A 21598-nucleotide genomic window follows, 5' to 3' on the forward strand; every position below is an offset into this window, starting at 1 on the left:
AGGAGATCGCCTCCTCAAAACGAATAGCTGATACCGGTTCTCAGCCTGACAGCAGCGTCATCCTCGATCAGGGGACTGTCGGTAATCTCATCGGGATAGCTCTCGTAGTCAAAGGTAGCGTAGATGCTCCAGTCATGACTCAGGGAATAGGCAAGATCCACGCCGACACCAGACAGCAGCGCAGCATCGGGGATATAGGAATAATCCCCCGTGATGCTCTCGTCCGTATCGATTCCGTAGTAGTAGTCCGCAACATTCTCGGATAAGTAGGTGACGCCGATATGCGGTGTCACACGTGCCCGCCCAATATTCCATGGGTACCGGTAACCCACATCGTACCGCTCTCCCTCCGATGTGCCCGAGATGTCCGTGTGCGCTTCGGCACTCAGCACCCCGAACCGGCTCGCCCAGGACGCTGACAGGCCCGCGTAATAGCTGCGGTCTCGGTCGTCCAGCTGGCCCCGGTCGACGTTGCGGGATGCCAATGCTCCTCGCCCCAGGTCATCTGGATCCATATTCAGGCTACCTATCACCAGAGTGGCGTCCAGCGTGAATTGGTCCCCCTTGTACAGGTGAACTCCCCCTTCTGTTGCGTGAAAGAAAAATCGCCGACTTTCGAAGTAAATCAGAGGATAGATGCCGATACTATTGTCAGCATCCACATAGGCAGCATCGGACAACGTCCCCATTACACCCAGCCTCCACTGAGTGGCATTCGTGTTCAATCCGGCCGTCTCCTGTGCCTCCGCGAAAATCGTCACGGATGAGGCGATGCAGCCGACCACTGGCCAAAGAAGTCTCTTTTTCCCTAAGATAGCGCTACCGATCATCACTCAAACCCTCTATCCGTTGTTGATCTTCATGGTGGCGCGATCATCACACAGCAGTTTGTCTGCAATTTTTCTCGAAAATGTCTGCCTTGAAACATGCGTTACACAGCAGACACATAACTTACAGGAATGAGAACATCGTCATCCATTCTGGAGGAACAGACAGTGACAAAAGTGTTGGTTGTTGACGACGATCTTGACCTTCTTGATTTAATGCAAAGATTTCTCTCTCGATACGACATGTCCGTGGGGGTGGCCAGGTCTGGTGTCGAGATGGACCAAAAACTATCCGAGTCAACGTTCGATATCGTGATCCTCGATATCATGCTTCCCGGTGAAGACGGTTTGGCCCTGTGCCGTCGTATCCGCACGCTGTTTACAACACCCATCATCATGCTGACAGCGGTTACGGAAACAGCAGACCGAATAGTTGGCCTTGAGCTTGGCGCCGATGACTATGTAACAAAGCCGTTCGATTCCAGAGAGCTTCTGGCAAGAATTCGTTCTGTGCTTCGACGAGCATCACTCCCCGCTAACGACACTGCCAACAATACTTCCACCTTCAGGTTTCTGGACTGGTCTGTCGATGTATCCAGAAGGGAGCTGCGCCGTACCGACAACACCCTTGTGCCGATATCCGAGGGAGAGTTCGCACTGCTACTGACGCTCCTGGAACACCCAGGCCGCCTACTTTCACGTGACCAGCTACTGAACTACTCCAAGGGGGAAGCACATGATGTTTACGACCGAAGCATTGACGTTCTAATCAGCCGCCTACGACGGAAAATCGAGGTTAACGCTCGCCGACCAGACATCATCAAGACCGTGCGCAATGCTGGCTATATCTTCACACCAACGGTGCGGTCGTCGTGAGCTTCAAGTGCCGATTTTTCGGCAGTCTAAATGGCTGGTTCGTTGCCAACGTCATTGCCGCTATCCTGATCGCATTGGCAATGAATTTTCTGTTCCTCAGGTTGTCTGGAAGCTTATCCAATCCCCCTCTCCGCCAGGTTAACGAGTTAGCGATGGCCGCCGGCGTCGCCAAGACACTCAATAGAATACCAGTCAACGACCGTTCATCATTGGCGCAAGATCTTTCCGATGACGACATCAACATTTCCTGGTTCTCCAATCATGAAAGACTGCCAATCCTCGATTCATATAAGGAGGAGGAGAAGTTTTCCAGGATACGTCAAAATATCATCGAGTTACTCGGGTTCGAGAACACCAGAATCCTGTTCACTGACTCGGACGACGAAAGCTGGGCTCCAGCGGAAGAACCATACGACGAGCGCTTCTATGCCCTTGCGATACAGCTCGAGGATGACTCCTGGTTGAGATTTTCGACACGAGCTCGGTTATGGGGACTGAATTCAGGTACTCGATGGTTACTGGTTAGCGTTTTCGTCCTGCTGTCGACAATACTTATCTCCTGGGTATTTGGCTTGTGGGTCACGCATCCCATGCGTACCTTTGCCCGCGCGGTCGAGCAGTTCGGTATCGGTGCCCAACGTCAACCTTTGCAGCTACGAGGCCCCATCGAAATTCGCGAGACGCAGGCCGCATTCAACGCCATGCAGACGCAGATACATCGGCTTCTTGAAGGGCGCACGGCGATGTTCTCGGCAATATCCCACGATCTCAGAGCGCCCTTGACGCGGCTGAAGTTACGCAGTGAATTCGTCGACGAGAAGCATCAGCGGCAGAAGATCATGAGTGATATCGACGAGCTTCAGTCGATGGTGGAGGCTTGTCTGGTATATTTTCAGCAGGAATCCCAGCCGGAGGAGATGACACGCCTGGAACTCAGCGAGTTGCTTCACTCCGTCGTGGACAATTTCCGCGACATGGGCAAAACGGTGACGTATCGCTGCGCTCAAGCGGTGATCCATGAAGGCCAGCCCACGGCATTGAAACGCGCCATGACCAATCTGATCGACAATGCCGTCAAGTATGCGGGGCATGCCGACGTCGCACTTTACGTGACCGAGAGCACCATCGTGATCACTGTTCAGGACGAAGGCCCGGGCGTACCACCTGAGTGCCTATCCCGGCTTTTCGACCCGTTCTATCGAGTAGAAGGCTCCCGTAACACCCAAACCGGCGGGTACGGCCTGGGACTGGCTGCCAGTCGCTCGGCGGTGCATTTCCATGGAGGAGAACTGACGATCGCCAACCGCCAACCACGGGGGTTGATCGCCACGATCCAGCTGCCCCTGTCGGGTACTGACCGGCGAGACGCAAAGTGATGCGTGTCCAGTGATACATCGACCACCATCGATCAGCTGATGTTGGAAAAATACAGAACCATGCGCAGGTGGCGGTGCTCATCGCCGATCAAGCTCTGCATCTCCGGGGCTTCCGGGGCGGAGGCCAGGCCGCAGCGGACACTGCAGTAAACGTTGCGACGGAACCTTATACTGCGGATATTGACCTCATTCGGCATGAGGTAGTCGGTACTCCCCCGAACTCTTCTTCGCAGGAGAAGAATCTGGGCGGAATGCTAAGCTATTAACATGGCAATCAAATAGCTCATCCTGATCGATTTGATTGTCGTCCGCACCACACTGGCGCAGATGCGTGGATCTGCTGGTGGGGTGCGGTCTCGCGTCGGCCTGATGGCCGACGGCGGCACGTCCCTGTGCCGCCATTAACCCAACATGAAAGCATGCCGGGTTAATAAGTTCCCGGATCGCAGAAAACGCCCTTCTCCTTTCGGCTGGAGAAGTACAGGAAATGGTGCGGCCCCTCCCTGAAGGGTAGCGGCCCAACCAGGCGCAGGGTCCGGTGGCTCAGACGTTATGTGCTAACAGGGATTCAAGTATGGCGATAAATCTGAAGGAAGTTGACGGCGTACCGATCAAAGCCTGGCATAGGGCTACATGTCACTGTGGTGCCGTAGAAATTGAGCTCAGCCTGCCCGATGGCCTGATTGACGTGCGCCGTTGCGACTGCTCCATGTGCCGCAGGCGAGGAGCTGTAGCTGCATCCGTCACCTTGTCAGACATTACCATCGTCAAGGGATCGGAGATGCTGAAGCTGTATCAGTTCAATACTCGCACCGCAAAGCATTACTTCTGCTCCAACTGTGGCATCTACACCCATCATCAGCGTCGGTCCAGGCCGGATCAGTATGGGTTCAATGTGGCATGTCTGGAAGGCATCAACCCTTTGAGCATAGAGGGAATTCCAACCAATGATGGCGTTAACCATCCTGCGGACCGCGGCTAGGCACCCAATAAAGAAGCTTCAGGCAATGCGCCAATGCGTACGCCTGAGCCTGGCATTATACAAAGTCTCCATGGCCGCTTCTGGTCAGAGACCGCGCCCCCTCGCTACCCCTCAAGCACGAGCAAAGTAAAGCACCATACGCAAATGGCGGTGCTCATCGACGATCAGGGTTTCGTGGTCGAAATCCTGACGCGATGCGTCGTCTGTGGTGATCGCGCCGATGCCGTAACCGTAGGTGTGCAGGTCGGGCTTTTCCCACCACAGGCGGAAGTCCGCTGACAACTGCTTCAGGTCGTCGATCAGGCTCTGCATCTCCGGGTCTTCCGGAGCGGATGCCAGGTCACAGCGGAACTGGGCCAGCAGACGGTATGCATCCTGCTGCCAATCCGGCAGGCGCCTGCGCAGTGTCGGGTTGGCGAAGATCATGCGCAGCAGGTTGCGCTCGCCCTGCTCCAGCGTCGCAAGCTCGAACAGCCGATCCGCGGCGGTGTTCCAGGCGATGACATCCCAACGCAGGTTGATCACGTAGGCCGGGCGGCCCAACTCGTCCATCAGCAACTGTATGCGCGCCGGGATGGATTGCCATTGATAGGCCTCCACCGGGGGTGGGCGACGATGGGCGAGCAGAAACAGATGGCAGCATTCGGCATCATCCAACCGTAACGCCTTGGATACGCTGAGCAGAAAGCGCTCCGAGACCGTGATGTCGCGGCCCTGCTCGAACCAGGTGTACCAGGTCAGCCCTACTCCCGCCAGGGTCGCCACTTCCTCTCGACGTAGCCCCGGCGTACGCCGTCTCCCCGTGGTGGGCAGCCCCACGTCAGCGGGTGTCAGCTTGTGTCGATGGTGAAGCAGGAACTCGGTCAGCTCTCCCCGGGTACGCTCGAGGCTTCTGCTGTGTCGTTCGGTCTCATTCATGCAGGGTCTCCCTGATGCCGGGCCTCACTGACTGCCAGATTTCTGACGATTGCCATTGGTAATAGGATAACTGGCTATATTGTACCCGGATAATCAGCGGTTGAGCATGTGCTTTCTGATTCACTCATCTGGAGGCGACATGGCCAACCAATGTGAACCCACTCCGCTGTCTGACGCCACTGCCCTGCCCAATGGTCCCATCCCTGTGACTCGGCGATCAGACGAGCCAGCAGGCCTCATCGCCTGGCTGGGGCTGGCAGTGCTTGCGTTGCCCACTCTGTTGCTGGGGCTGGATGTCACCATTCTCTACCTGGCACTGCCGGCGCTTTCGGTCGAGCTGCAACCCAGCAGCAGCCAGGCGCTGTGGATCATGGATGCCTACGGCTTCATGATTGCCGGGTTCCTGATCACCATGGGCACCCTGGGTGACCGCGTCGGCCGCCGTCGACTGCTGATGATTGGTGCTGTCGCATTCGCAGCGGCCTCGGTGCTTGCCGCCTACTCGACCAGTGCCGAGATGCTGATTGCTGCCAGAGCGGCGCTCGGTGTAGCGGGGGCCACTCTGATGCCATCGACACTGGCATTGATCAGCAACCTGTTCCCGAACCCGCGCCAACGCTCGCTGGCCATCGGGGTCTGGGCGACGATGTTTGCCCTCGGCATGGCGGCTGGCCCGGTGGTGGGCGGCTGGCTGCTGAGTCACTTCTGGTGGGGTGCGGCCTTCCTGATTGCCGTGCCGGTGGTACTGGTACTGTTGCTGGCGGCCCCGCTGCTGTTGCCGGAGTATCGTGCGGACCACCGCGAACCGATGGATCTCACCAGTGTGCTGCTGTCCCTCGCCGCCATCCTGCCGGCGATTCATGGCCTGAAGGAACTGGCCAGGCACGGCCCTGCCATCGAGCCCGTGCTGTCGCTGGTGGCGGGAATCCTGCTGGCCATGCTCTTCGTTCGGCGCCAGAAGCGACTCAAAGTGCCGCTGCTGGATATGGGCCTGTTCCGCCGTCGTACCTTCAGCACCGCGCTGATCGTGCTGTTGTTCGGGCTGATCGCCGTGGGCGGTGCCATGCTGCTGGTCACCCAATATCTGCAACTGGTGGTGGGACTCTCTCCCCTTGCCGCCGGGCTCTGGATGGGGCCACCTGCACTGATGATGGTAGCGGCAGGCGTCACCGCACCATTGATCGCCAGGCGTCTGCCTCCGGGGCAAGTCGTGGCCGGTGCTCTGGCGTTCTCGTCACTGGGTTACCTGGCATTGTTCCTGGTGGGTACCGCGCCATCGGGGCTGGGAGTGGCCATTCTCGGCTTCTCGCTGGTCTATCTGGGCCTGGGCACCATCGCGGCGCTGGGCACCGAGTTGGTGATCGGCGCCGCCCCAGCGGACAAGGCTGGGTCCGCGTCGGCGATGTCGGAGATGGTACAGGAATTGGGCGTGGCCCTTGGCGTGGCGTTGCTGGGCAGCCTGTCGACGCTGATCTATCGCCTGCAGATCGACTCTCTGCTGCCGGGGGAGCTGTCTGCCGACAACACCGCTATCGTCGAGGACAGCCTGTGGGCCACCGTATCGGCGCTGGATCAGCTATCTCCGGAGATCGTGGCAACGGCTCAGCAAGCCTTCACGACCGGGCTGAACATCACGGCAGCCGCCAGTGGCATCGCTATCCTCGGCCTGGCAATCCTCTCCGCCGTCCACCTGCGTTGCGTCCAGCCGCTCGGCGGAGATGACGGCGAGCACTGAACCCTCTTGCTGACCATGGCGCTGAAGATTGCGGCCCTCCTACACGCAATCTCGGCGCCAGCCACGACCAGTCTCAAGGTCTGTCCCACAGCCAGGCCCAAGGGCTGGCCTCAAAGGCCGGTTTCAAGCGTCGGCTTCAAGAGCCGAGAATTGACGAGATAATCGCGCCGAAGAGGGAATTGCATCCACTTTTCTCGACGCCTGGATCACCTCAACCACCGAATCATTGAAAGGCTTCTCTATCTTCAATCCACCCATGACGTCAGGCATTCTCTCGGCCATTTTCGCTACCACACCAACTCTTCCTCCACAACGACAACAATGGATAAAGCTTCTTCTTCTCCAATCATACCAACCAATAATATCAACACGGTAATTCAAGAGATAAAACCCAAAACAACCATAATTTAAAACACTTCAAAATATTGCTCTATCATGGGCGCTCCATCGCCCGCTCATGGCCGATTGAAGAACGTTAGACTATACTGAAGCAACGACTAACGCCGAGTCTCAGAAGACCCAGCCGTTGCTTGGCGTTCACGGCCAAAAATTTTCCATTATGTGAAAACAACATCTTATGCGTCACCTGGTTTTAAATTCGACCATCATGGCCATGAAGACTGCATCGACCTTCCATCAAAAACTGCCACATCAATCTTCTATCAAAAAGCCGCTTTCTTCTTTGCCATAAAACAACAACAGCAATGCATTCTTCAGGATGAAAGACAACCCTCAACCCGCAGAAACAACAGGAACGAACCGATGGAACCTGTAGTAGATGCAATCACGTCTGAGCTTTCGGATTTCACTGACCTCAGTGAGTTCATCGTTGCCATGATTCGATTGCTGTTCGCGGCTCTTTTAGGGGGACTGCTTGGGCTCGAGCGAGAGCAGCGTGGAAAGCCTGCTGGAGTACGTACCCATATGCTGGTTTGTATGGGGGCCGCCCTGTTCATATTCATTCCGCAGCAAGCGGGTATCTCGGATGTGGAGATGAGTCGAGTCATTCAGGGAGTGATTGCCGGCATCGGCTTTCTATGCGCAGGAACCATCATCACCGGCAAGGATGACCAGGGTGCTTCAGGGCTTACCACGGCGGCTGGTGTCTGGTTCACGGCTGCCATAGGGGTCGCCGTTGGCCTGGGCCGCGAGCAGACCGCGGTGATATGCACGGCTCTCGCCTGGATAGTGCTGTATGTCGTGCCTTTCTTTACTCGCTCGATACACAGTAAACCCCCATGATACCGAGGTCCCGGAAATCCTGCCCCATTCGGACCTCGGCAGGGTGGAACCTTTTCTGACACAATGCGTCAACCAGTATACGCATGCGCACATACACCTCACTTTCCCTCCGCGCACTCTGAAACGTACCCCCGAACTTCCAGACACGCGCCCGCCAAGGCCGCGCACCTCGACAAGGCGCACTGGATCCGACAGGAAGCTGTAGATGGATACCCCCGCGCAGAAGAACGACCTCGCCAGCGAGCCACGCGCCCTCATGCGTGCGCTGGGAGACTACCGTACGCCACGCATCACCCGCAGCGTCATTGAATTGCTGGTCACGCTGATTCCTCTAGCCGTTCTCTGGACGCTCTCCTGGGCCCTACTGAGCGCCGGCTACTGGCTCGGCCTGCTGCTTACACTGCCCGCCGCAGGCTTTCTCGTGCGCCTGTTCATGATCCAGCATGACTGCAGCCATGGCGCTTTCTTTCCCTCAAGGCGCGCCAATGATTGGGTCGGGCGGGCGATCAGCGTGCTGACCCTGACGCCCTTCGACTTCTGGCGCCATACCCACAGGCATCATCATGCCCATTCCGGCAACCTCGACCGCCCGCGTATCGGTGGCATCGACACCCTGACAGTCGAGGAGTTCAGAGCCCTGCCTCTCCACAGGAGGCTGCAGTACCGCCTATATCGTCACCCCCTGGTCCTGTTCGCTCTCGGCCCAGCCTACCTCTTCCTGCTGGATAGTCGATTGCCGGTAGGCTTCATGCGCGCAGGCTGGATGCCGTGGCTGAGCACCATGGCGACCAATGCGGCAATCCTGGTCCTCGTCGCCGCCATGATGTGGCTGGTGGGCATCGGTCCTTTCCTGCTCGTGCAGTTGCCGATCACGTTGCTCGCCGGAACGATCGGTGTCTGGCTGTTCTATGTTCAGCACCAGTTCGAGGACACCTTCTGGGAGCACGAACCTGACTGGACCTTCCAGGAGGCGGCATTACACGGTAGTTCCCACTATGACCTGCCCGGCATCTTGCGTTGGTTCACCGCCAACATCGGGGTGCACCATGTCCACCACCTATGCAGCCGCATTCCCTTCTACCGCCTGCCCGATGTCCTGCGCGACCATCCCGAACTGCGTGGTATCGGTCGCCTCACCCTATGGCAGAGTCTCGTATCCGTGCGTCTGGTCCTGTGGGACGAGACGAAGCACCGCCTGGTGAGCTTCCGGGAGGCAGGTAACTGATCTTGCGGGAGGCCATCACCGAACGTCGCCGCTGACAATAGCGCTGGAGCCTGTCCCCTTGCTTGTCTACTCTCGAACTGATGGAACCGGAGCACCACCTTCATCGGAGGAAAGAATGGCTGACCTGGGTTCGTCTTTCTCAATGGCCTGCCGCACCACCTGGCATCAGAACCTTGCCTTGTCCGGCGCGATGGCCATCAGCCTGTTGTTGATCGGCTGCTCGGAACCCACTGCGGAGGAGCGTCTGGCCAATGCTACGGTGGAAGGCACCGCGGAAACCGGCTTCTATCCTCACTGTTCTCGCGACTACGACAGCTATGACCCGAGCGACTGCGTTGATCTCAGAACCTTCGATCCCGAGTTCTACTCTCGCAAGGACCACTCAGTCATCAGTACCGCTATCGAAGTGGCCGAGCGCAGCTTGACCATTATGAGCCTCGCGGATACCCACTTGTTTCTCAACAGCATCACCTTTACCGCCGGTGGCAGCCTGGTAGCCGTGGGCGGCCCACACCTGCAGATCGCCCGAGCCGATAGCGAAGCAGACCCGACCTGGGAGGTTCAGGCCTTCACTCGATTCGCCGATGCGTTCCGGGACGTGACGTTCAGGGATGCCAACCACGGCCTCGCCACCGGCAATGATGGCGCCATCTTCCGCACCCGGGACGCTGGTGACCATTGGCATGCTCACAACCTGCCCCACAACGTCTGGAACGCGGAGGAGGCCCACCAACTCAAGCTCAAGGGCGAAGCCTACGCCATCGCCTATGCCGACGACTCCACCGCGGTGTCAGGTGGCAACACCCATATGTTGCGTACCATCGATGATGGTCAGCACTGGAATCCCACTGGGCCGGGCCTGGGCCGAGAGGCCATACAGGAAATCGCCTTTGTCGATGAAAGTACCGGGTGGGCAATCGGCAGCGCTGGGCAGGTGTACCGAACCCGGGATGCGGGTGCCAGCTGGACACCTGTCGATGTTGTCGGAGATGACAGCCACCTGATGGGGTTGGACTTCGCCGGCCAGCACGGCTGCATGGCGGGTAACTGGCAGGTCTGGTGCACCGATGATAGCGGCGACTCCTGGCAGCCTGCCGAGGTCGAGCGCGCCTCGTCACCGACTCAGCCAGCAGCCGACGGAATCACCCGCCTGCGGCTGGAAGACCAGCATCATGGTTGGTTCATCACACGATATGGCTGGATCTACGCAACCCGGGACGGCGGCGCAAGCTGGCAACCATGGATGGAGGTACCCCGGGCAGCGCACGGTGCTCTGCAGGAGCTGCAGCTATGGGGCCTGACGATAGCTGATCAGAAGGTCTGGGCGGCCGGCAGCGGTAGTTTGATGCTGCCAGAGTCCCAAACCAGGGGTGCCCCCCTGGTTGGCAGCTCGGCCATTCTGCTTTCCTGGCCCAGAGCCAAACCCGAACACAAGACCTGATCGCAGGCGGCTCTCTCTGGCGCAACGATTGTCGTGGCTTATCTACAGCTATGGCGTATCGACTGTTGTGGCTCATCGACTGTTGTGGCTCATCGACTGCTGTGGTGCATCAATCGTCGTGGCTTATCGATGCCACGCAGTCGGCGCGGGCTACCTTTCTCTACTCCTGGCTCGCAATAGCGTCCTGCTGCTGGGTACCAGCCTGGACAGCAGATAACCGAGGCAGAGTTCACCAACGGCCATGGCCCCGTATACCGCACCATACAGCCAGGAGGAACCCACGAAGGCAACCGCCACCGCCGCAAAGAAACCTATCGCCACGGATCGAGCATGCGCATCCAGATCCCTGCCGAGGACACCTCCTGCCACAAGGCCAATTACTACACCCGCCAACATTCGTTCCAGCATCTACCCGCCCCTCCCTGGGCCATCAGCCATCTGCATTCGGCTCCCCCCTCTCCATGGGGCACTCAGCCTGCTCGAGCCACTCACGAACTGCTATCAGAGCGGAGACAGATATCCTCACACTTTCGACAGCACTATTTTCTTCGGACAGCGCTATTTTCTTCGGACAACGCTATTTTCTTCGGACAACGCTACTTGCTTCACACAACAACACAGCAAGAGTCCCTATCGACCATTCAAGCGGCTCCTTGAGCCAGAACAATCCAACGACTCATCGCGGCACAGAGGTAGCTCGAGTGCTTGAATCGGGATTGCGACAGCGGCTATTATCTGCGCCATGAAATATTCCCGTGGTCTGGTCTTCAACATCGTGATTCCCATCGTCGCCATTCTCGTTATCGGCGGCGCGATCTTTGGTGGCCAGGCGATCTCCGAAGCCCGGGTCAGCAATGATGTTCAGCAGGCGCTGTCGGCCGAGCTCGGTTCTGCCGGTCTGGTCGAGGTGCAGTACCTGCAGGAGGTCAATCACGGTTATGGCATCTGTGGCCTGTACAAACAGGCATCATCAGATCAGGGCTACGCCTCGTTCTTCTACGACAAGGTCAACGACCGCGTCACCCTCGATGTCAATTCTTCCCGCTTCAAGACCAACTGCGGTCTGTCGGCCATCTGCTGAGCCGCCCCGTCGTCACGGCAGCCACCATTGCCTCGACAAACACCATTGCCTCGACAAACACCAACGTCACAATAGCCCCCTCCCCTGGAGCACAAGCATGCCTCCGAGGCCAGTGACCCATAGGCCCGCACCGAAGCTGCAATGCGCCAGGAGACTACGGAGCCGGGCTGTGTTCGGTTCAGGTGTCTTGCGGGCGGCGACTCCTGCGCCCAAACCAGGTTGCAGGACAAGAAACGGAATCAACACCGTCGCCACGCCGAAAGCCAATGCAGGCATGATCGTGGGACGGCTCAACCAGTCCGCTCCAGCAAGTGCGAGGAACACCGCAGCTAACGCGACTCCGATCAGATAGTGAGCCCCCCACCCCAGAGCCGCCTCTCCTCGAACTGGCCGACTTTTTCCGATGGGGCGATGGATGAAGACTCCTCTCGATAGGTGACCAAGCCAGCGCCCCACCATCGCGTAATTCAGCGAAGGGGTACCGAACAGACGGCGTTGCAGCAGCGCAATGATATCCATGAAAGCGGTCGCCCCGATGCCGAGCATCAGGACATTGATCAGGAACCCCGTCATTTCTGCGCTCCGGTCATCCGTATCTCTGGCATCCGTGCCCCTGTCATTCGTATCTCTGGAATCCGTACCCCTGTCATACTTGCTCCCGGGCGGGTAATGAACAGCAGCGTGGCCTGACCCCGTCCCGGACCAGCAGCCCCCGATCCGGGGCCATGTGCACCTCGGCCATGAGTGTCAAAAAGCGGCATATTCCCCAGGCTCCCTTGATGAGTCGAATGAGGCTGAGTAGCCTACAACTTCAAGTCAACTTGAAGTCAAGTGCCATGCTCGACATCTCTGAACTCGCCCGGCAAAGCGGCATCGCGGCCTCGAAAATACGGTATTACGAGGAAGTCGGACTGATCCGCTCAGTCGGGCGCAAGGGGCTGCGGCGGGTCTTCGAACCTGAAGTGGTATCTCGCCTGTCGCTGATTGCTCTGGGACAGGTCGCGGGGTTCTCGCTGGCCGAGATACGCGAGATGCTGGGTTCGGACCGTCACCCGGACATCGATCGCGAACAGCTCGGTGCCAAGGCCGATTTTCTGGACCACCGCATCAAGGAACTGAGCGCGCTGCGGGATGGATTGCGCCACGCCATGAACTGCACCGCGCCAAGTCATCTGGAGTGCCCGACTTTTCAGCGTCTGATGCGGATCGCACTGACTCGACAGGCTGGACGAGGGAGCCAACTAAAAAAGGTCAGTGCCAGGCGCAAGTGAATTGGACCTGGCGTATGGGAATTGAAGAAAGAACGTTTGAAGTCATCGATTCCGCAAAATCCTGCACAGGCAAATTGTCGCACCAGGCTTGCCGAGCCCACGGATAACGCTATGGTGTGCATCTATCCTGACCCTGCGGCTCCCTGAACGGAGAATCGACCATGTCCGGCCCGAATTTCAGCACCAGCTCTCGTAACTCCGACCAACGCAACACCATCGATCACAGCATCAGCCATCGCACCGCCATTCAGCGTGGCATCATGGCAGGCATCCTCGCTCTGCTGTTTTCCAGCACTGCTGTCCATGCTCAGGATCTCGAAATCACTGACGCACAGTTGAGGCTACTGCCCGGTGATCTGCCGGCCGCCGGCTACTTCACCTTGCACAATGCCGGCGATGAGACGGTGACGCTGACTGGCGCGGAGAGCTCTGCCTTTGCCATGGCCCATATGCACCTCAGTTCCGAGAAGGACGGCATGAGCCAGATGGACTCGGTGGACCAGCTTGAGGTTGGCGCAGACGAGACCCTCGAGTTCGCGCCCGGCGGTTACCATCTGATGTTCATGAACCGCCAGCAGCCGCTGGAGGTGGGTGATGAAATTGAGGTAACACTGAAGTTTGACGGCCAGGCTCCGCAGCCGGTCACCTTTGAAGTCGTATCACCGGCGTCGATGTAGAGGACGACGCGGCAGGAGGAATACATGTACAAGTGGTTAGCCCCCGCGGTCATCGCCCTCGGCCTGATGGGCTGCGAAGATGCCAACTGGCACAGCACCGATATCTCCGAGGCCATGCCACCCCTCGACTTCCATCTCATCGACGAGAACGGCAATGCGGTGGATGCCGAAGATTACCAGGGCAAGACCACCCTGCTGTTCTTCGGCTTCACCCACTGCCCCGATGTGTGCCCGACTTCGCTGGCCAAGCTCGCGGCGGCCACCCGTCAGATCGATGAAGACCTGCGCGACGAGATCCAGGTGCTGTTCATCTCGGTGGACCCCAGCCGCGATACGCCGGAGATCATGAAGCAGTACACCGATGTGTTCGGCCCGCAGTTCATCGGTCTCACCGGTGAGAAGGCCAACATCGATGCCGTAACCAATCGCTATCGGGCCACCTACGAGTACGGTGACAAGGACGCTCAGGGCAACTACGACGTCTCACACACCAGCGCCATCTTCGCCTTCGATCATGACGGCAATGCACGCCGGTTGATGCGCGAGAGTGATCCCATGGATTCGATGGTCGCGGATCTGACCCGGCTCGCCAGGGAAGGTTAACTTCCGGTTCCCAGCCGTTGTTGCCCGCCTGCCTTCCCGCCTCGGCTATCATGAGTCATGCCTACACCCGCGAGGAATGACTCATGATGGCAGTGCAACACATCAGCACCTATATCCACCGCTCACCAGGCGATGTGTATGCCTTCGCCTCGAGCCCCGCCAACCTGCCAAAGTGGGCGGCAGGCCTGGCCGGCTCCGAGGTTACCCGAGAAGATGGACAATGGCGGGCCACTGCGCCCTTTGGTCGGGTCAGCATCCGCTTTGCCAAGGACAACACCTTCGGCGTCATGGATCATGATGTCGAACTGGACGATGGCAGCGTCTTTCACAACCCCATGCGGGTGGTGGCCAACGAGGAAGGCAGTGAATTCACCTTCACGTTGTTTCGCCAACCCGAGATGACTGATGAGCAGTTTGCTGCCGACAGGGAGGCCGTCGAGGCCGACCTTGCCACCCTGAAAACCCTGCTGGAAAGCCAGCCTGACGAGCGCTGATAAGCGGCCCATCAGGCGGCCAGGCCTATGCAGTGACTCGCCTGCCCCAGCTGTTATTTCTCATCCCCGTTCTACAGCTCTTTTACCTGTTCTGCAGCCCTTTCAACGGTTCTGCATGCAAGCGTCGGAAAAGCCGCGGAAGATGACGTCGTAGAGAGGATGCTCACTGGGCTTCCACTCGGGATGCCACTGCACCGCCAGCGTAAAGCACCGAGCGTCGGCAACCGAGATGGCCTCGACCAGGCCATCTGGTGCAGTGGCTTCCACACGCAGGCCCTCTCCGAGCCGATCCACGCCCTGCTGATGCAGTGAGTTGACCTCGGACTTCGCGCCATCGAACAGTTTCGCCAGCCAGCCGCCCGGCTGAATGTCGATGGCATGCACCGGAGCGTACTGCTGCTCCTTCTCGCCTTCCGGCTCACGGTGGTCGAGCATGCCGGGTACATTCTGAACGGCTTGATGCAGGCTGCCACCGAAGGCGACATTGAGCTCCTGAAAACCACGGCAGATACCCAACAGCGGCATGTTGCGCTCCAGCGCCAGTGGCACCCAGGTCATGGCCGCAGCATCGCGATCCTGATCGTCGCGGGTGTTCTCCGGGGCGCGCTCGGCGCCATAGCGCTCCGGCAGCACATTGGTGTAGCTGCCAGTCAGCACCAGCCCATCGAGACGGTCGAGCAGGGCTCCCGCTGCATCGGTATCAACGTCCTCCCACACCGGCAGAATGACCGGTTCCAGACCGTACTCACGCAGAGCACTGAGATACTTGTCGGTCACCATATGCGAAGGATGGCCTTCGACCATGCGACGGCAGGCGATAACGCCAACGAGGGGACGGGATTGCATGATGCCTCCGGGATCTGGATACCTGGCTTCAAGAAAAGGTCTGGTGAATTGGGGTACCGGGTCATGAATTTCGGATACCGCCAACACAGGACTGTTATGTTTTGCTCAACATACCTTGGTTCATTTTCCTTGCCAAGCCGTACGTCTTCCACCTTTGGACAATACACACACAACACACTGTTTGTATTGAACAATGAACAGTTGTTGCGAGACCCAGCATATTCACATCCTTCTCCATAGGCGTAAATTATTTGACAACACCAGAGGGCTAGCGGAACACTAGGGGAAACGCTGAATTCGACGCGCAGCCCACAAGAACGCAAACAGGTACCACACCATGTCCTCACACCCCGTCGACGAGGCCCGTGACTTCCTGGCACGCCATCCTGATATCGACAGTATCGACCTGCTGCTGAGCGACCTCAATGGCGTCCAGCGCGGCAAGCGCATCCCCCGCGACAATCTCGAGAAGGCCTACCTGAACGGCATCAACCTGCCGGGCTCGGTCTTTGCCCTCGATATCACCGGCAACACCATCGAGGCGACAGGCCTGGGTCTGGATACCGGTGATCGCGACTTCGTCTGCCGCCCGGTGGCCGGCACTCTGATGCCCACGCCCTGGCTGCGCAATGGTCGCCATGCCCAGTTGCTGATGAGCATGCATGATGACGATGACAGCCCCTTCTTCGCCGATCCGCGCAGCGTGCTGGCACGCCAGGTCCGCCGACTGGATGACATGGGCCTCAAGGCCGTGGTCGCGCTGGAGCTGGAATTCTACCTGGTCGACCGCCAGCGCACCGAGCTGGGCATGTCGCAACCGCCCCGCTCTCCGGCCACCGGTGAGCGCGCTACCGAAAGCCAGCTGTACTCGATCTCCGAACTCGATGAATACGCCGCCTTCCTCGAGGACATCCAGCACGCTGCCGAAGTGCAGCAGTTGCCGCTGGATACGGCACTCAAGGAATGTGCGCCTGGCCAGTTCGAGATCAATCTGCTGCATGGCGATGACGTGCTCAAGGCCTGCGACAGCGCAGTGCTGCTCAAGCGTCTGATCAAGGGCGTGGCTATCCAGCACGGCTTCGAAGCCACCTTCATGGCCAAGCCCTACGGCGGTGAAGCCGGCAACGGCATGCATGTGCATATGAGTCTGCTCGATGCCCAGGGCAACAATGTGTTTGCCGCTGCTGACGAGAACCCTCTCGGCACCGAGACGCTGCATCACGCCATTGGCGGTCTCATGGCGTTGATGGCGGACTCCATGGCACTGTTCGCGCCCAACATGAACTCGTTCCGCCGCTTTCAGCCCGGGCTGTATGTGCCGATGACCCCGACCTGGGGCTATGACAACCGTTCAGTGGCACTGCGTATCCCGTCCGGCCCCAATGTGGCACGCCGAGTCGAACACCGCGTTGCCGGTGCCGATGCCAACCCCTATCTGCTGCTGGCCACGCTGCTCGCCTCCATCGACTACGGCATTCGCCAGCAGATCGATCCCGGCCCAGCGGTGACCGGCAATGCCTACACCCAGTTCGAGCCGACGCTCAGCAACAGCTGGGCCCAGGCACTGGACCATTTGGAGGCCAGCGAGCCGTTGACCGAAGCCTTCGGCGGCGACTTCCTCAAGGTATTTCTCGCCAATCGCCGCGCCGAGCGCGAGGCCGCCATGCAGATGGTGAGCAAGCTGGAATACGACTGGTACCTGCGCCACGTCTAAGTGCGCACCGATTGCTGCGGCCTGCCCCTCCCCTGCATTTCCTGTCCCGGCGCCGCAGCCAATCACCGTTTCTCCACCAACTCCAATAACGCCTGGACAACCAAGATGACAATCACAACCCGGAAAGGGGCTTCCCGTCACGACATTCGGGAGGCCTGGTCATGAGTCAATCCTCACCCACATCGAACATCGACAGTCATGCCTTTGCACCATCGCAGCCGGACCAGCGTGGCAAGGGCCGCACTTTCCTACTGGTCGCCGGGCTGCTGTCACTGGTCATTGGCCTGACGATCTACCATCAGGCCGGTACCGACTTCGGCTGGATCAGCCTGGTCCCGTCACTGATCGTGTTGGTAGTGGCGATTGCCACCCACCGAACCCTCGAGGCCCTGGCCATCGGCTCGCTGGCAGGCCTGATTCTGCTCGAACCCAGCGACTATATCGGCGAGCTGGCGGATATCTCGCTGACGGTCATGATGGACGAGACCATCGCCTGGCTGATTCTGGTCTGTGGCCTGATGGGTGGCTTCATCGCCATGCTCGAGAAATCCGGCTGCACACTGAGCTTCAGTCACTTCATGAGTCGACTGGTCAAGACGCGTCGCCAGTCGATGCTCAGCACGGCCATGCTCGGCGTGATGATCTTCATCGATGACTACCTGAATGCGCTGGCCACTTCGGCGGCCATGAAGCGGCTTACCGATCGCTTCGGTGTCTCGCGGGAGAAGCTCGCCTATATCGTCGATTCCACCGCCGCGCCAATGTGTATCCTGGTGCCGATCTCCACCTGGGCGGTGTATTTCGCTGAACTGCTCAGGACCAACGGCGCCACGGAAGGTTCGGGCATGGCGCTGTACATCCAGTCGATCCCCTTCATGCTCTACGGCTGGGTGGCCATGGGTCTGGTGTTCCTCGTCGCCATCGGCCTGGTCCCCGACCTTGGGCCGATGAAGAAGGCTGAGGCCCGGGCGCGTGCCGGCCAGCCGATTCCCGACGGCGCACCGGATGTGGGCATGAAGGACGAAGTGCCACGCGGCAATCCGTGGGCTGGCGTGTTCAACTTCGTTGCACCGATGGCGGTACTGATCGGGGCCAGCGCCTGGTTCGAGATCGACCTGCTCAAGGGAGTGATCGCGGCGGTGTTGTTCACCATTGTGCTGTATCTGGTGCAGCGCCTGGCGACTTTTTCCACGCTGATGGACTCGATCATGGATGGCTTCCGTACCATGATGCTGCCGCTGGCCATCGTCGCGGTGGGCTTCGTGCTGCGCGAGGTCAACGACCAGTTGGGCATGACCCAGTTCATGATCGATTCGCTGGCACCCTTTCTGACCCCCGCGCTGCTGCCGGCGATCGTGTTCCTGTCGATGGCCGTGGTGGTATTCGCCACCGGCTCGTCATGGGGTGTGTTCGTGATCTCGATTCCCATCGTGGTGCCCATGGCCGTGCATATGGATGCATCCATGCCACTGGTGGTTGGTGCCCTGTTGTCGGCGTCGAGTTTCGGCAGCCATGCCTGCTTCTTCTCCGACTCCTCGGTGCTGTCGTCGCAGGGCAGCGGTGTGCTGCCGATGCAACACGCTTTGACCCAGTTGCCCTATACCCTGATCGGCGCCACCGTCACCACCATTGGCTTCCTGGTACTGGGAATGCTGATGCACTGATGCTGTAGGTAAGGTGCCCAATCACCCGCTCCAACAAGCAGAAGCCCGCCATGAAAGGCGGGCTTCTGCTGTTCCGGGCTATCGACTGCTGCCGATTGTCGGCACTCGCTATCTGCGTTCTCTACCTACAACTACGACCTGCAAAGGATCGGATGCATTGCGCGCTATGCGACCTTCTCTTCAATCAATCCCAGAATGACTTCTGGCGTCTCCTGGACCGTACAGTAACCCTCCGGATCCTCCACCGTGACGATCTTGGTACAGTTTTCCTCGTCCTCTCTCTTCATCCACACGATATGCTCGGGATTCAAGTAAATGGGACACCTGTCGTGAAAGCACATGAGCTTGATCATTGAGCGCCTCCTTCGGCTTGTTCGCACAAGCACCACGTCGGGCCGATCCGGGGGTGTGCTCTGTCGTGTTGCCACCCCTGTATCCTTCAACTATATCCTTTATGTCCTTCAACGTAGCTCACCCCGGCAGGAATATCGCTCCCCATGTCCTGGCTAGACACTAGACTGACAGGCAGACATGGCAGAAATGGAGATAAGCAATGTTCAAGACGATTCTGGTGCCCATCGACGGGTCTGAACACTCTCGCGATGCCTTGAAAGTCGCTTGTCGGTTGGCTGATGGCCCCGACAGTCAGCTAGTACTGCTTCATGTACCGGAAGAGCTCGCCCATGAGCCGGTGCTCGTATGGGGTGTAGTAGCGGTACCGGCGGATGCGGCCATGGTCAGGCGCGAGGAAGTCGGCCGGGAGATACTCGCTAAAGCCGAGCAGGAAGCAGTCGAGCTGAATGCACCGGCCACGGATACGATCATGGCCCATGGCGCGCCTGCCCGGGTTATCCTCGATACCGCCAGGGACAGGAATGTGGACGCCATCATCATGGGCAGCCGGGGGCTCGGCGACTTCAGCAGTCTGGTGTTCGGCAGTGTCTCCCACAAGGTCAGCCACGGCGCCGATTGTCGGGTCATTACCGTGCATTAGCCCTGAAGGAGGCTTGGGTGGAGCACCTGCACATAAAGACGACCCCGCCTCACCGGGCGGGGTCGTCTCGTTTTCTGCTCTCAGGAACTGTGGTGCCGCTACTCAGTTCTCGCGAACGGCATCAGGATCATTGCCGAGCTTGCGGTTGATGCGTTCCAGATCCTCCGGCTCGAGCTGCCAGGAAGCCGGGTCGAGGTTCATGTCCGGATGCTGGTTGGCGTCGAAGACGGGGAACTCGATACCGTCCCGCACCTGTCGATCAAAATCACGCAGGATGCGCAGTCCCTTGCCGAACAGGAAGATCAGCGCAATCAGGTTGACCACCGCCAGCAGCCCCATGGTGACGTCGGCGAAACCGAACACCGTCCCCAGGTCCGTCGTCGCCCCCCAGCAGACCAACAGCACGATGGCGATGCGGAAGACGTTGAACAGGCTCTGGTTATCACGGCTGAAGAAGTTGAGGCTGTTCTCGCCGAGATAGTAGTTGTAGAGGATGGTGCTGAAGGCAAACATCAGCAGGGCCAGGCTGACAAACACGCGCCCCCATTCCCCGACATGGTCCGCCAACGCGGCCTGGGTCAGGGCAATGCCTGCCACGTCATTGCCGGAGGCCGGATCATAGATACCGCTGAGCAGAATCATGAAGGCCGTGGCCGAGCAGATGACCACCGTGTCGATAAACACCGAGAAGGCCTGAACGATGCCCTGGTTGGCCGGGTGAGGCACATAGGCAACGGCCGCCACATTGGGCGCACTGCCGAGGCCTGCCTCGTTGGAAAACAGACCACGCTTGAGCCCCATCATGATGGCGGCACCGATTCCCCCACCAATGGCGGGCTCGAGTCCGAAGGCACTCTTGACGATCAGGGCAATGACGCCGGGAACCTCGGTGATATTGAGCGCCAGCACCACGAAGGCAATCAACAGATAGGCCCCGGCCATGAACGGCACCAGATATTCGGAGACGCGAGCAATACGCTTGATGCCACCAAAGATGATCAGACCAACTACGATGGCCAGAGCGATGCCACTGTAGAGCACCGGCACACCAAAGGCATCACCGAAGGACGTCGCCACCGCATAGGATTGCAGCGCGGTGAAGGCGAATCCAAAGGTGAGCAACAACAGCACCGAGTAGAGCCCCGCCATCCAGCTCCAGTGCCGCCCCAACCCCTTGACGATGTAGTAGGCCGGGCCGCCGCGATAGGTGCCGTCACCCACCGACTGCTTGTAGGTCTGCGCCAGGGTGCACTCGAGGAAACTGGTCGCCATGCCCATCAGGCCCACCAGCCACATCCAGAACACGGCACCGGGTCCGCCCAGCGTGATGGCCACCGCGACACCGGCGATATTACCGCCGCCGACTCGACCGGCAACGGACAGTACCAGTGCCTGAAAGGAACTCAGGTGGCCATGCTTGTCTCGCTTGAACGCCTCACTGGCGCCAAGGATGCGGAACATGCGACCAAAATAGCGGAACTGGACGAAGCGTGAGGCAACGGTGAAGCCTATGCCCACCGCTACCAGCAATACGAGGAGTACCTTCCCCCAGAGAAGGTCGTTGAGAAATGCCATCATGAATCAGGAGACTCCCTTTTGTATGTTGTATGGGGCTCCACGGATTCAAACACT

Annotated in this window: 23 protein-coding genes; 15 read left to right on the forward strand and 8 right to left on the reverse strand. The window is 59.0% G+C overall.

From position 1 onward, the window contains the following. Positions 1-14: 14 nt before the first annotated feature. Positions 15-725, reverse strand: a complete 711-nt coding sequence (locus tag BUE38_RS13725) for a MipA/OmpV family protein (RefSeq protein ID WP_159438889.1) — start codon at positions 723-725, stop codon at positions 15-17. Between the two features lie 270 nt (positions 726-995). Here BUE38_RS13725 and BUE38_RS13730 point away from each other — a divergent pair, with 270 nt between their 5' ends. Then, entirely contained in the window at positions 996-1703 is a 708-nt protein-coding gene (locus BUE38_RS13730; RefSeq protein ID WP_073435785.1) for a response regulator, read from the forward strand. Further along, the gene (locus BUE38_RS13735; protein WP_073435786.1) at positions 1700-3079 is read left to right on the forward strand and encodes a sensor histidine kinase; all 1380 of its coding nucleotides are present in this window, start codon (positions 1700-1702) and stop codon (positions 3077-3079) included. The genes BUE38_RS13730 and BUE38_RS13735 overlap by 4 nt, the downstream gene beginning before the upstream one ends. Positions 3080-3265: 186 nt before the next feature. Here BUE38_RS13735 and BUE38_RS22615 read toward each other — a convergent pair whose 3' ends face one another. Then, positions 3266-3481: a hypothetical protein gene (locus BUE38_RS22615; protein ID WP_143166329.1), complete on the reverse strand. Its 216-nt coding sequence runs from the start codon at positions 3479-3481 to the stop codon at positions 3266-3268. A 172-nt stretch (positions 3482-3653) separates the two neighbouring features. Here BUE38_RS22615 and BUE38_RS13740 point away from each other — a divergent pair, with 172 nt between their 5' ends. Continuing rightward, positions 3654-4061 (forward strand): GFA family protein, encoded by a 408-nt coding sequence (locus BUE38_RS13740; RefSeq protein WP_073435787.1) that lies wholly within the window; start codon positions 3654-3656, stop codon positions 4059-4061. Positions 4062-4172: 111 nt separating this feature from the next. Here BUE38_RS13740 and BUE38_RS13745 read toward each other — a convergent pair whose 3' ends face one another. Next, complete coding sequence (locus BUE38_RS13745; RefSeq protein ID WP_073435788.1) at positions 4173-4979, reverse strand: helix-turn-helix transcriptional regulator; 807 nt, start codon at positions 4977-4979, stop codon at positions 4173-4175. A 139-nt stretch (positions 4980-5118) separates the two neighbouring features. Here BUE38_RS13745 and BUE38_RS13750 point away from each other — a divergent pair, with 139 nt between their 5' ends. The 4 genes from BUE38_RS13750 (at position 5119) to BUE38_RS13765 (ending at position 10622) form a co-directional block, all read left to right on the forward strand. Then, positions 5119-6714, forward strand: coding sequence for an MFS transporter (locus tag BUE38_RS13750; protein WP_084541941.1), 1596 nt, complete (start codon positions 5119-5121; stop codon positions 6712-6714). A gap of 561 nt (positions 6715-7275) precedes the next feature. Beyond that, entirely contained in the window at positions 7276-7956 is a 681-nt protein-coding gene (locus BUE38_RS13755) for an MgtC/SapB family protein (RefSeq protein ID WP_234986979.1), read from the forward strand. Positions 7957-8161: 205 nt separating this feature from the next. Then, positions 8162-9181 carry a fatty acid desaturase gene (locus tag BUE38_RS13760; protein ID WP_073435790.1) on the forward strand — a complete coding sequence of 340 codons (1020 nt, stop codon included), beginning with the start codon at positions 8162-8164 and terminating at the stop codon, positions 9179-9181. A gap of 115 nt (positions 9182-9296) precedes the next feature. Further along, the gene (locus BUE38_RS13765) at positions 9297-10622 is read left to right on the forward strand and encodes a WD40/YVTN/BNR-like repeat-containing protein (RefSeq protein WP_084541942.1); all 1326 of its coding nucleotides are present in this window, start codon (positions 9297-9299) and stop codon (positions 10620-10622) included. A gap of 150 nt (positions 10623-10772) precedes the next feature. Here the strand turns inward: BUE38_RS13765 and BUE38_RS13770 are convergent, their stop codons facing one another. Beyond that, positions 10773-11030, reverse strand: coding sequence for a hypothetical protein (locus BUE38_RS13770; RefSeq protein ID WP_073435792.1), 258 nt, complete (start codon positions 11028-11030; stop codon positions 10773-10775). A 334-nt stretch (positions 11031-11364) separates the two neighbouring features. Between BUE38_RS13770 and BUE38_RS13775 the strand changes: the two genes are divergently transcribed. Beyond that, a complete protein-coding gene (locus BUE38_RS13775; RefSeq protein ID WP_073435793.1) occupies positions 11365-11703 on the forward strand; it encodes a hypothetical protein in 339 nt (112 codons plus the stop codon). A gap of 66 nt (positions 11704-11769) precedes the next feature. Here the strand turns inward: BUE38_RS13775 and BUE38_RS13780 are convergent, their stop codons facing one another. Next, a complete protein-coding gene (locus BUE38_RS13780; protein ID WP_073435794.1) occupies positions 11770-12276 on the reverse strand; it encodes a DUF2938 domain-containing protein in 507 nt (168 codons plus the stop codon). A gap of 263 nt (positions 12277-12539) precedes the next feature. On the opposite strand from BUE38_RS13780, the gene BUE38_RS13785 reads away from it, so the two are divergent. The 4 genes from BUE38_RS13785 to BUE38_RS13800 all read left to right on the forward strand — a co-directional run bounded on the left by BUE38_RS13785 (position 12540) and on the right by BUE38_RS13800 (position 14748). Beyond that, the gene (locus tag BUE38_RS13785) at positions 12540-12974 is read left to right on the forward strand and encodes a helix-turn-helix domain-containing protein (RefSeq protein WP_073435795.1); all 435 of its coding nucleotides are present in this window, start codon (positions 12540-12542) and stop codon (positions 12972-12974) included. A 161-nt stretch (positions 12975-13135) separates the two neighbouring features. Further along, entirely contained in the window at positions 13136-13651 is a 516-nt protein-coding gene (locus BUE38_RS13790; protein WP_234986982.1) for a copper chaperone PCu(A)C, read from the forward strand. Positions 13652-13675: 24 nt separating this feature from the next. After that, positions 13676-14254, forward strand: a complete 579-nt coding sequence (locus BUE38_RS13795) for an SCO family protein (RefSeq protein ID WP_073435796.1) — start codon at positions 13676-13678, stop codon at positions 14252-14254. An 83-nt stretch (positions 14255-14337) separates the two neighbouring features. After that, on the forward strand, positions 14338-14748 hold the full coding sequence (locus tag BUE38_RS13800; RefSeq protein ID WP_073435797.1) for an SRPBCC family protein: 411 nt from the start codon (positions 14338-14340) through the stop codon (positions 14746-14748). Between the two features lie 102 nt (positions 14749-14850). Here the strand turns inward: BUE38_RS13800 and BUE38_RS13805 are convergent, their stop codons facing one another. Next, positions 14851-15594 (reverse strand): gamma-glutamyl-gamma-aminobutyrate hydrolase family protein, encoded by a 744-nt coding sequence (locus tag BUE38_RS13805; protein WP_073435798.1) that lies wholly within the window; start codon positions 15592-15594, stop codon positions 14851-14853. A gap of 337 nt (positions 15595-15931) precedes the next feature. On the opposite strand from BUE38_RS13805, the gene BUE38_RS13810 reads away from it, so the two are divergent. Further along, positions 15932-17308: a glutamine synthetase family protein gene (locus tag BUE38_RS13810; RefSeq protein ID WP_073435799.1), complete on the forward strand. Its 1377-nt coding sequence runs from the start codon at positions 15932-15934 to the stop codon at positions 17306-17308. A 161-nt stretch (positions 17309-17469) separates the two neighbouring features. Continuing rightward, positions 17470-18972, forward strand: a complete 1503-nt coding sequence (locus tag BUE38_RS13815) for a Na+/H+ antiporter NhaC family protein (protein ID WP_073435800.1) — start codon at positions 17470-17472, stop codon at positions 18970-18972. 164 nt (positions 18973-19136) lie between these two features. On the opposite strand, the gene BUE38_RS13820 is transcribed toward BUE38_RS13815, so the two are convergent. Beyond that, a complete protein-coding gene (locus BUE38_RS13820) occupies positions 19137-19325 on the reverse strand; it encodes a hypothetical protein (protein ID WP_073435801.1) in 189 nt (62 codons plus the stop codon). Positions 19326-19525: 200 nt separating this feature from the next. Here BUE38_RS13820 and BUE38_RS13825 point away from each other — a divergent pair, with 200 nt between their 5' ends. Next, complete coding sequence (locus BUE38_RS13825) at positions 19526-19966, forward strand: universal stress protein (protein WP_073435802.1); 441 nt, start codon at positions 19526-19528, stop codon at positions 19964-19966. A 102-nt stretch (positions 19967-20068) separates the two neighbouring features. Here the strand turns inward: BUE38_RS13825 and BUE38_RS13830 are convergent, their stop codons facing one another. Then, positions 20069-21544: an alanine/glycine:cation symporter family protein gene (locus BUE38_RS13830; RefSeq protein ID WP_073435803.1), complete on the reverse strand. Its 1476-nt coding sequence runs from the start codon at positions 21542-21544 to the stop codon at positions 20069-20071. Positions 21545-21598: the final 54 nt, after the last annotated feature.

Source organism: Halomonas cupida, from assembly GCF_900142755.1.
Lineage (GTDB): Bacteria > Pseudomonadota > Gammaproteobacteria > Pseudomonadales > Halomonadaceae > Halomonas > Halomonas cupida.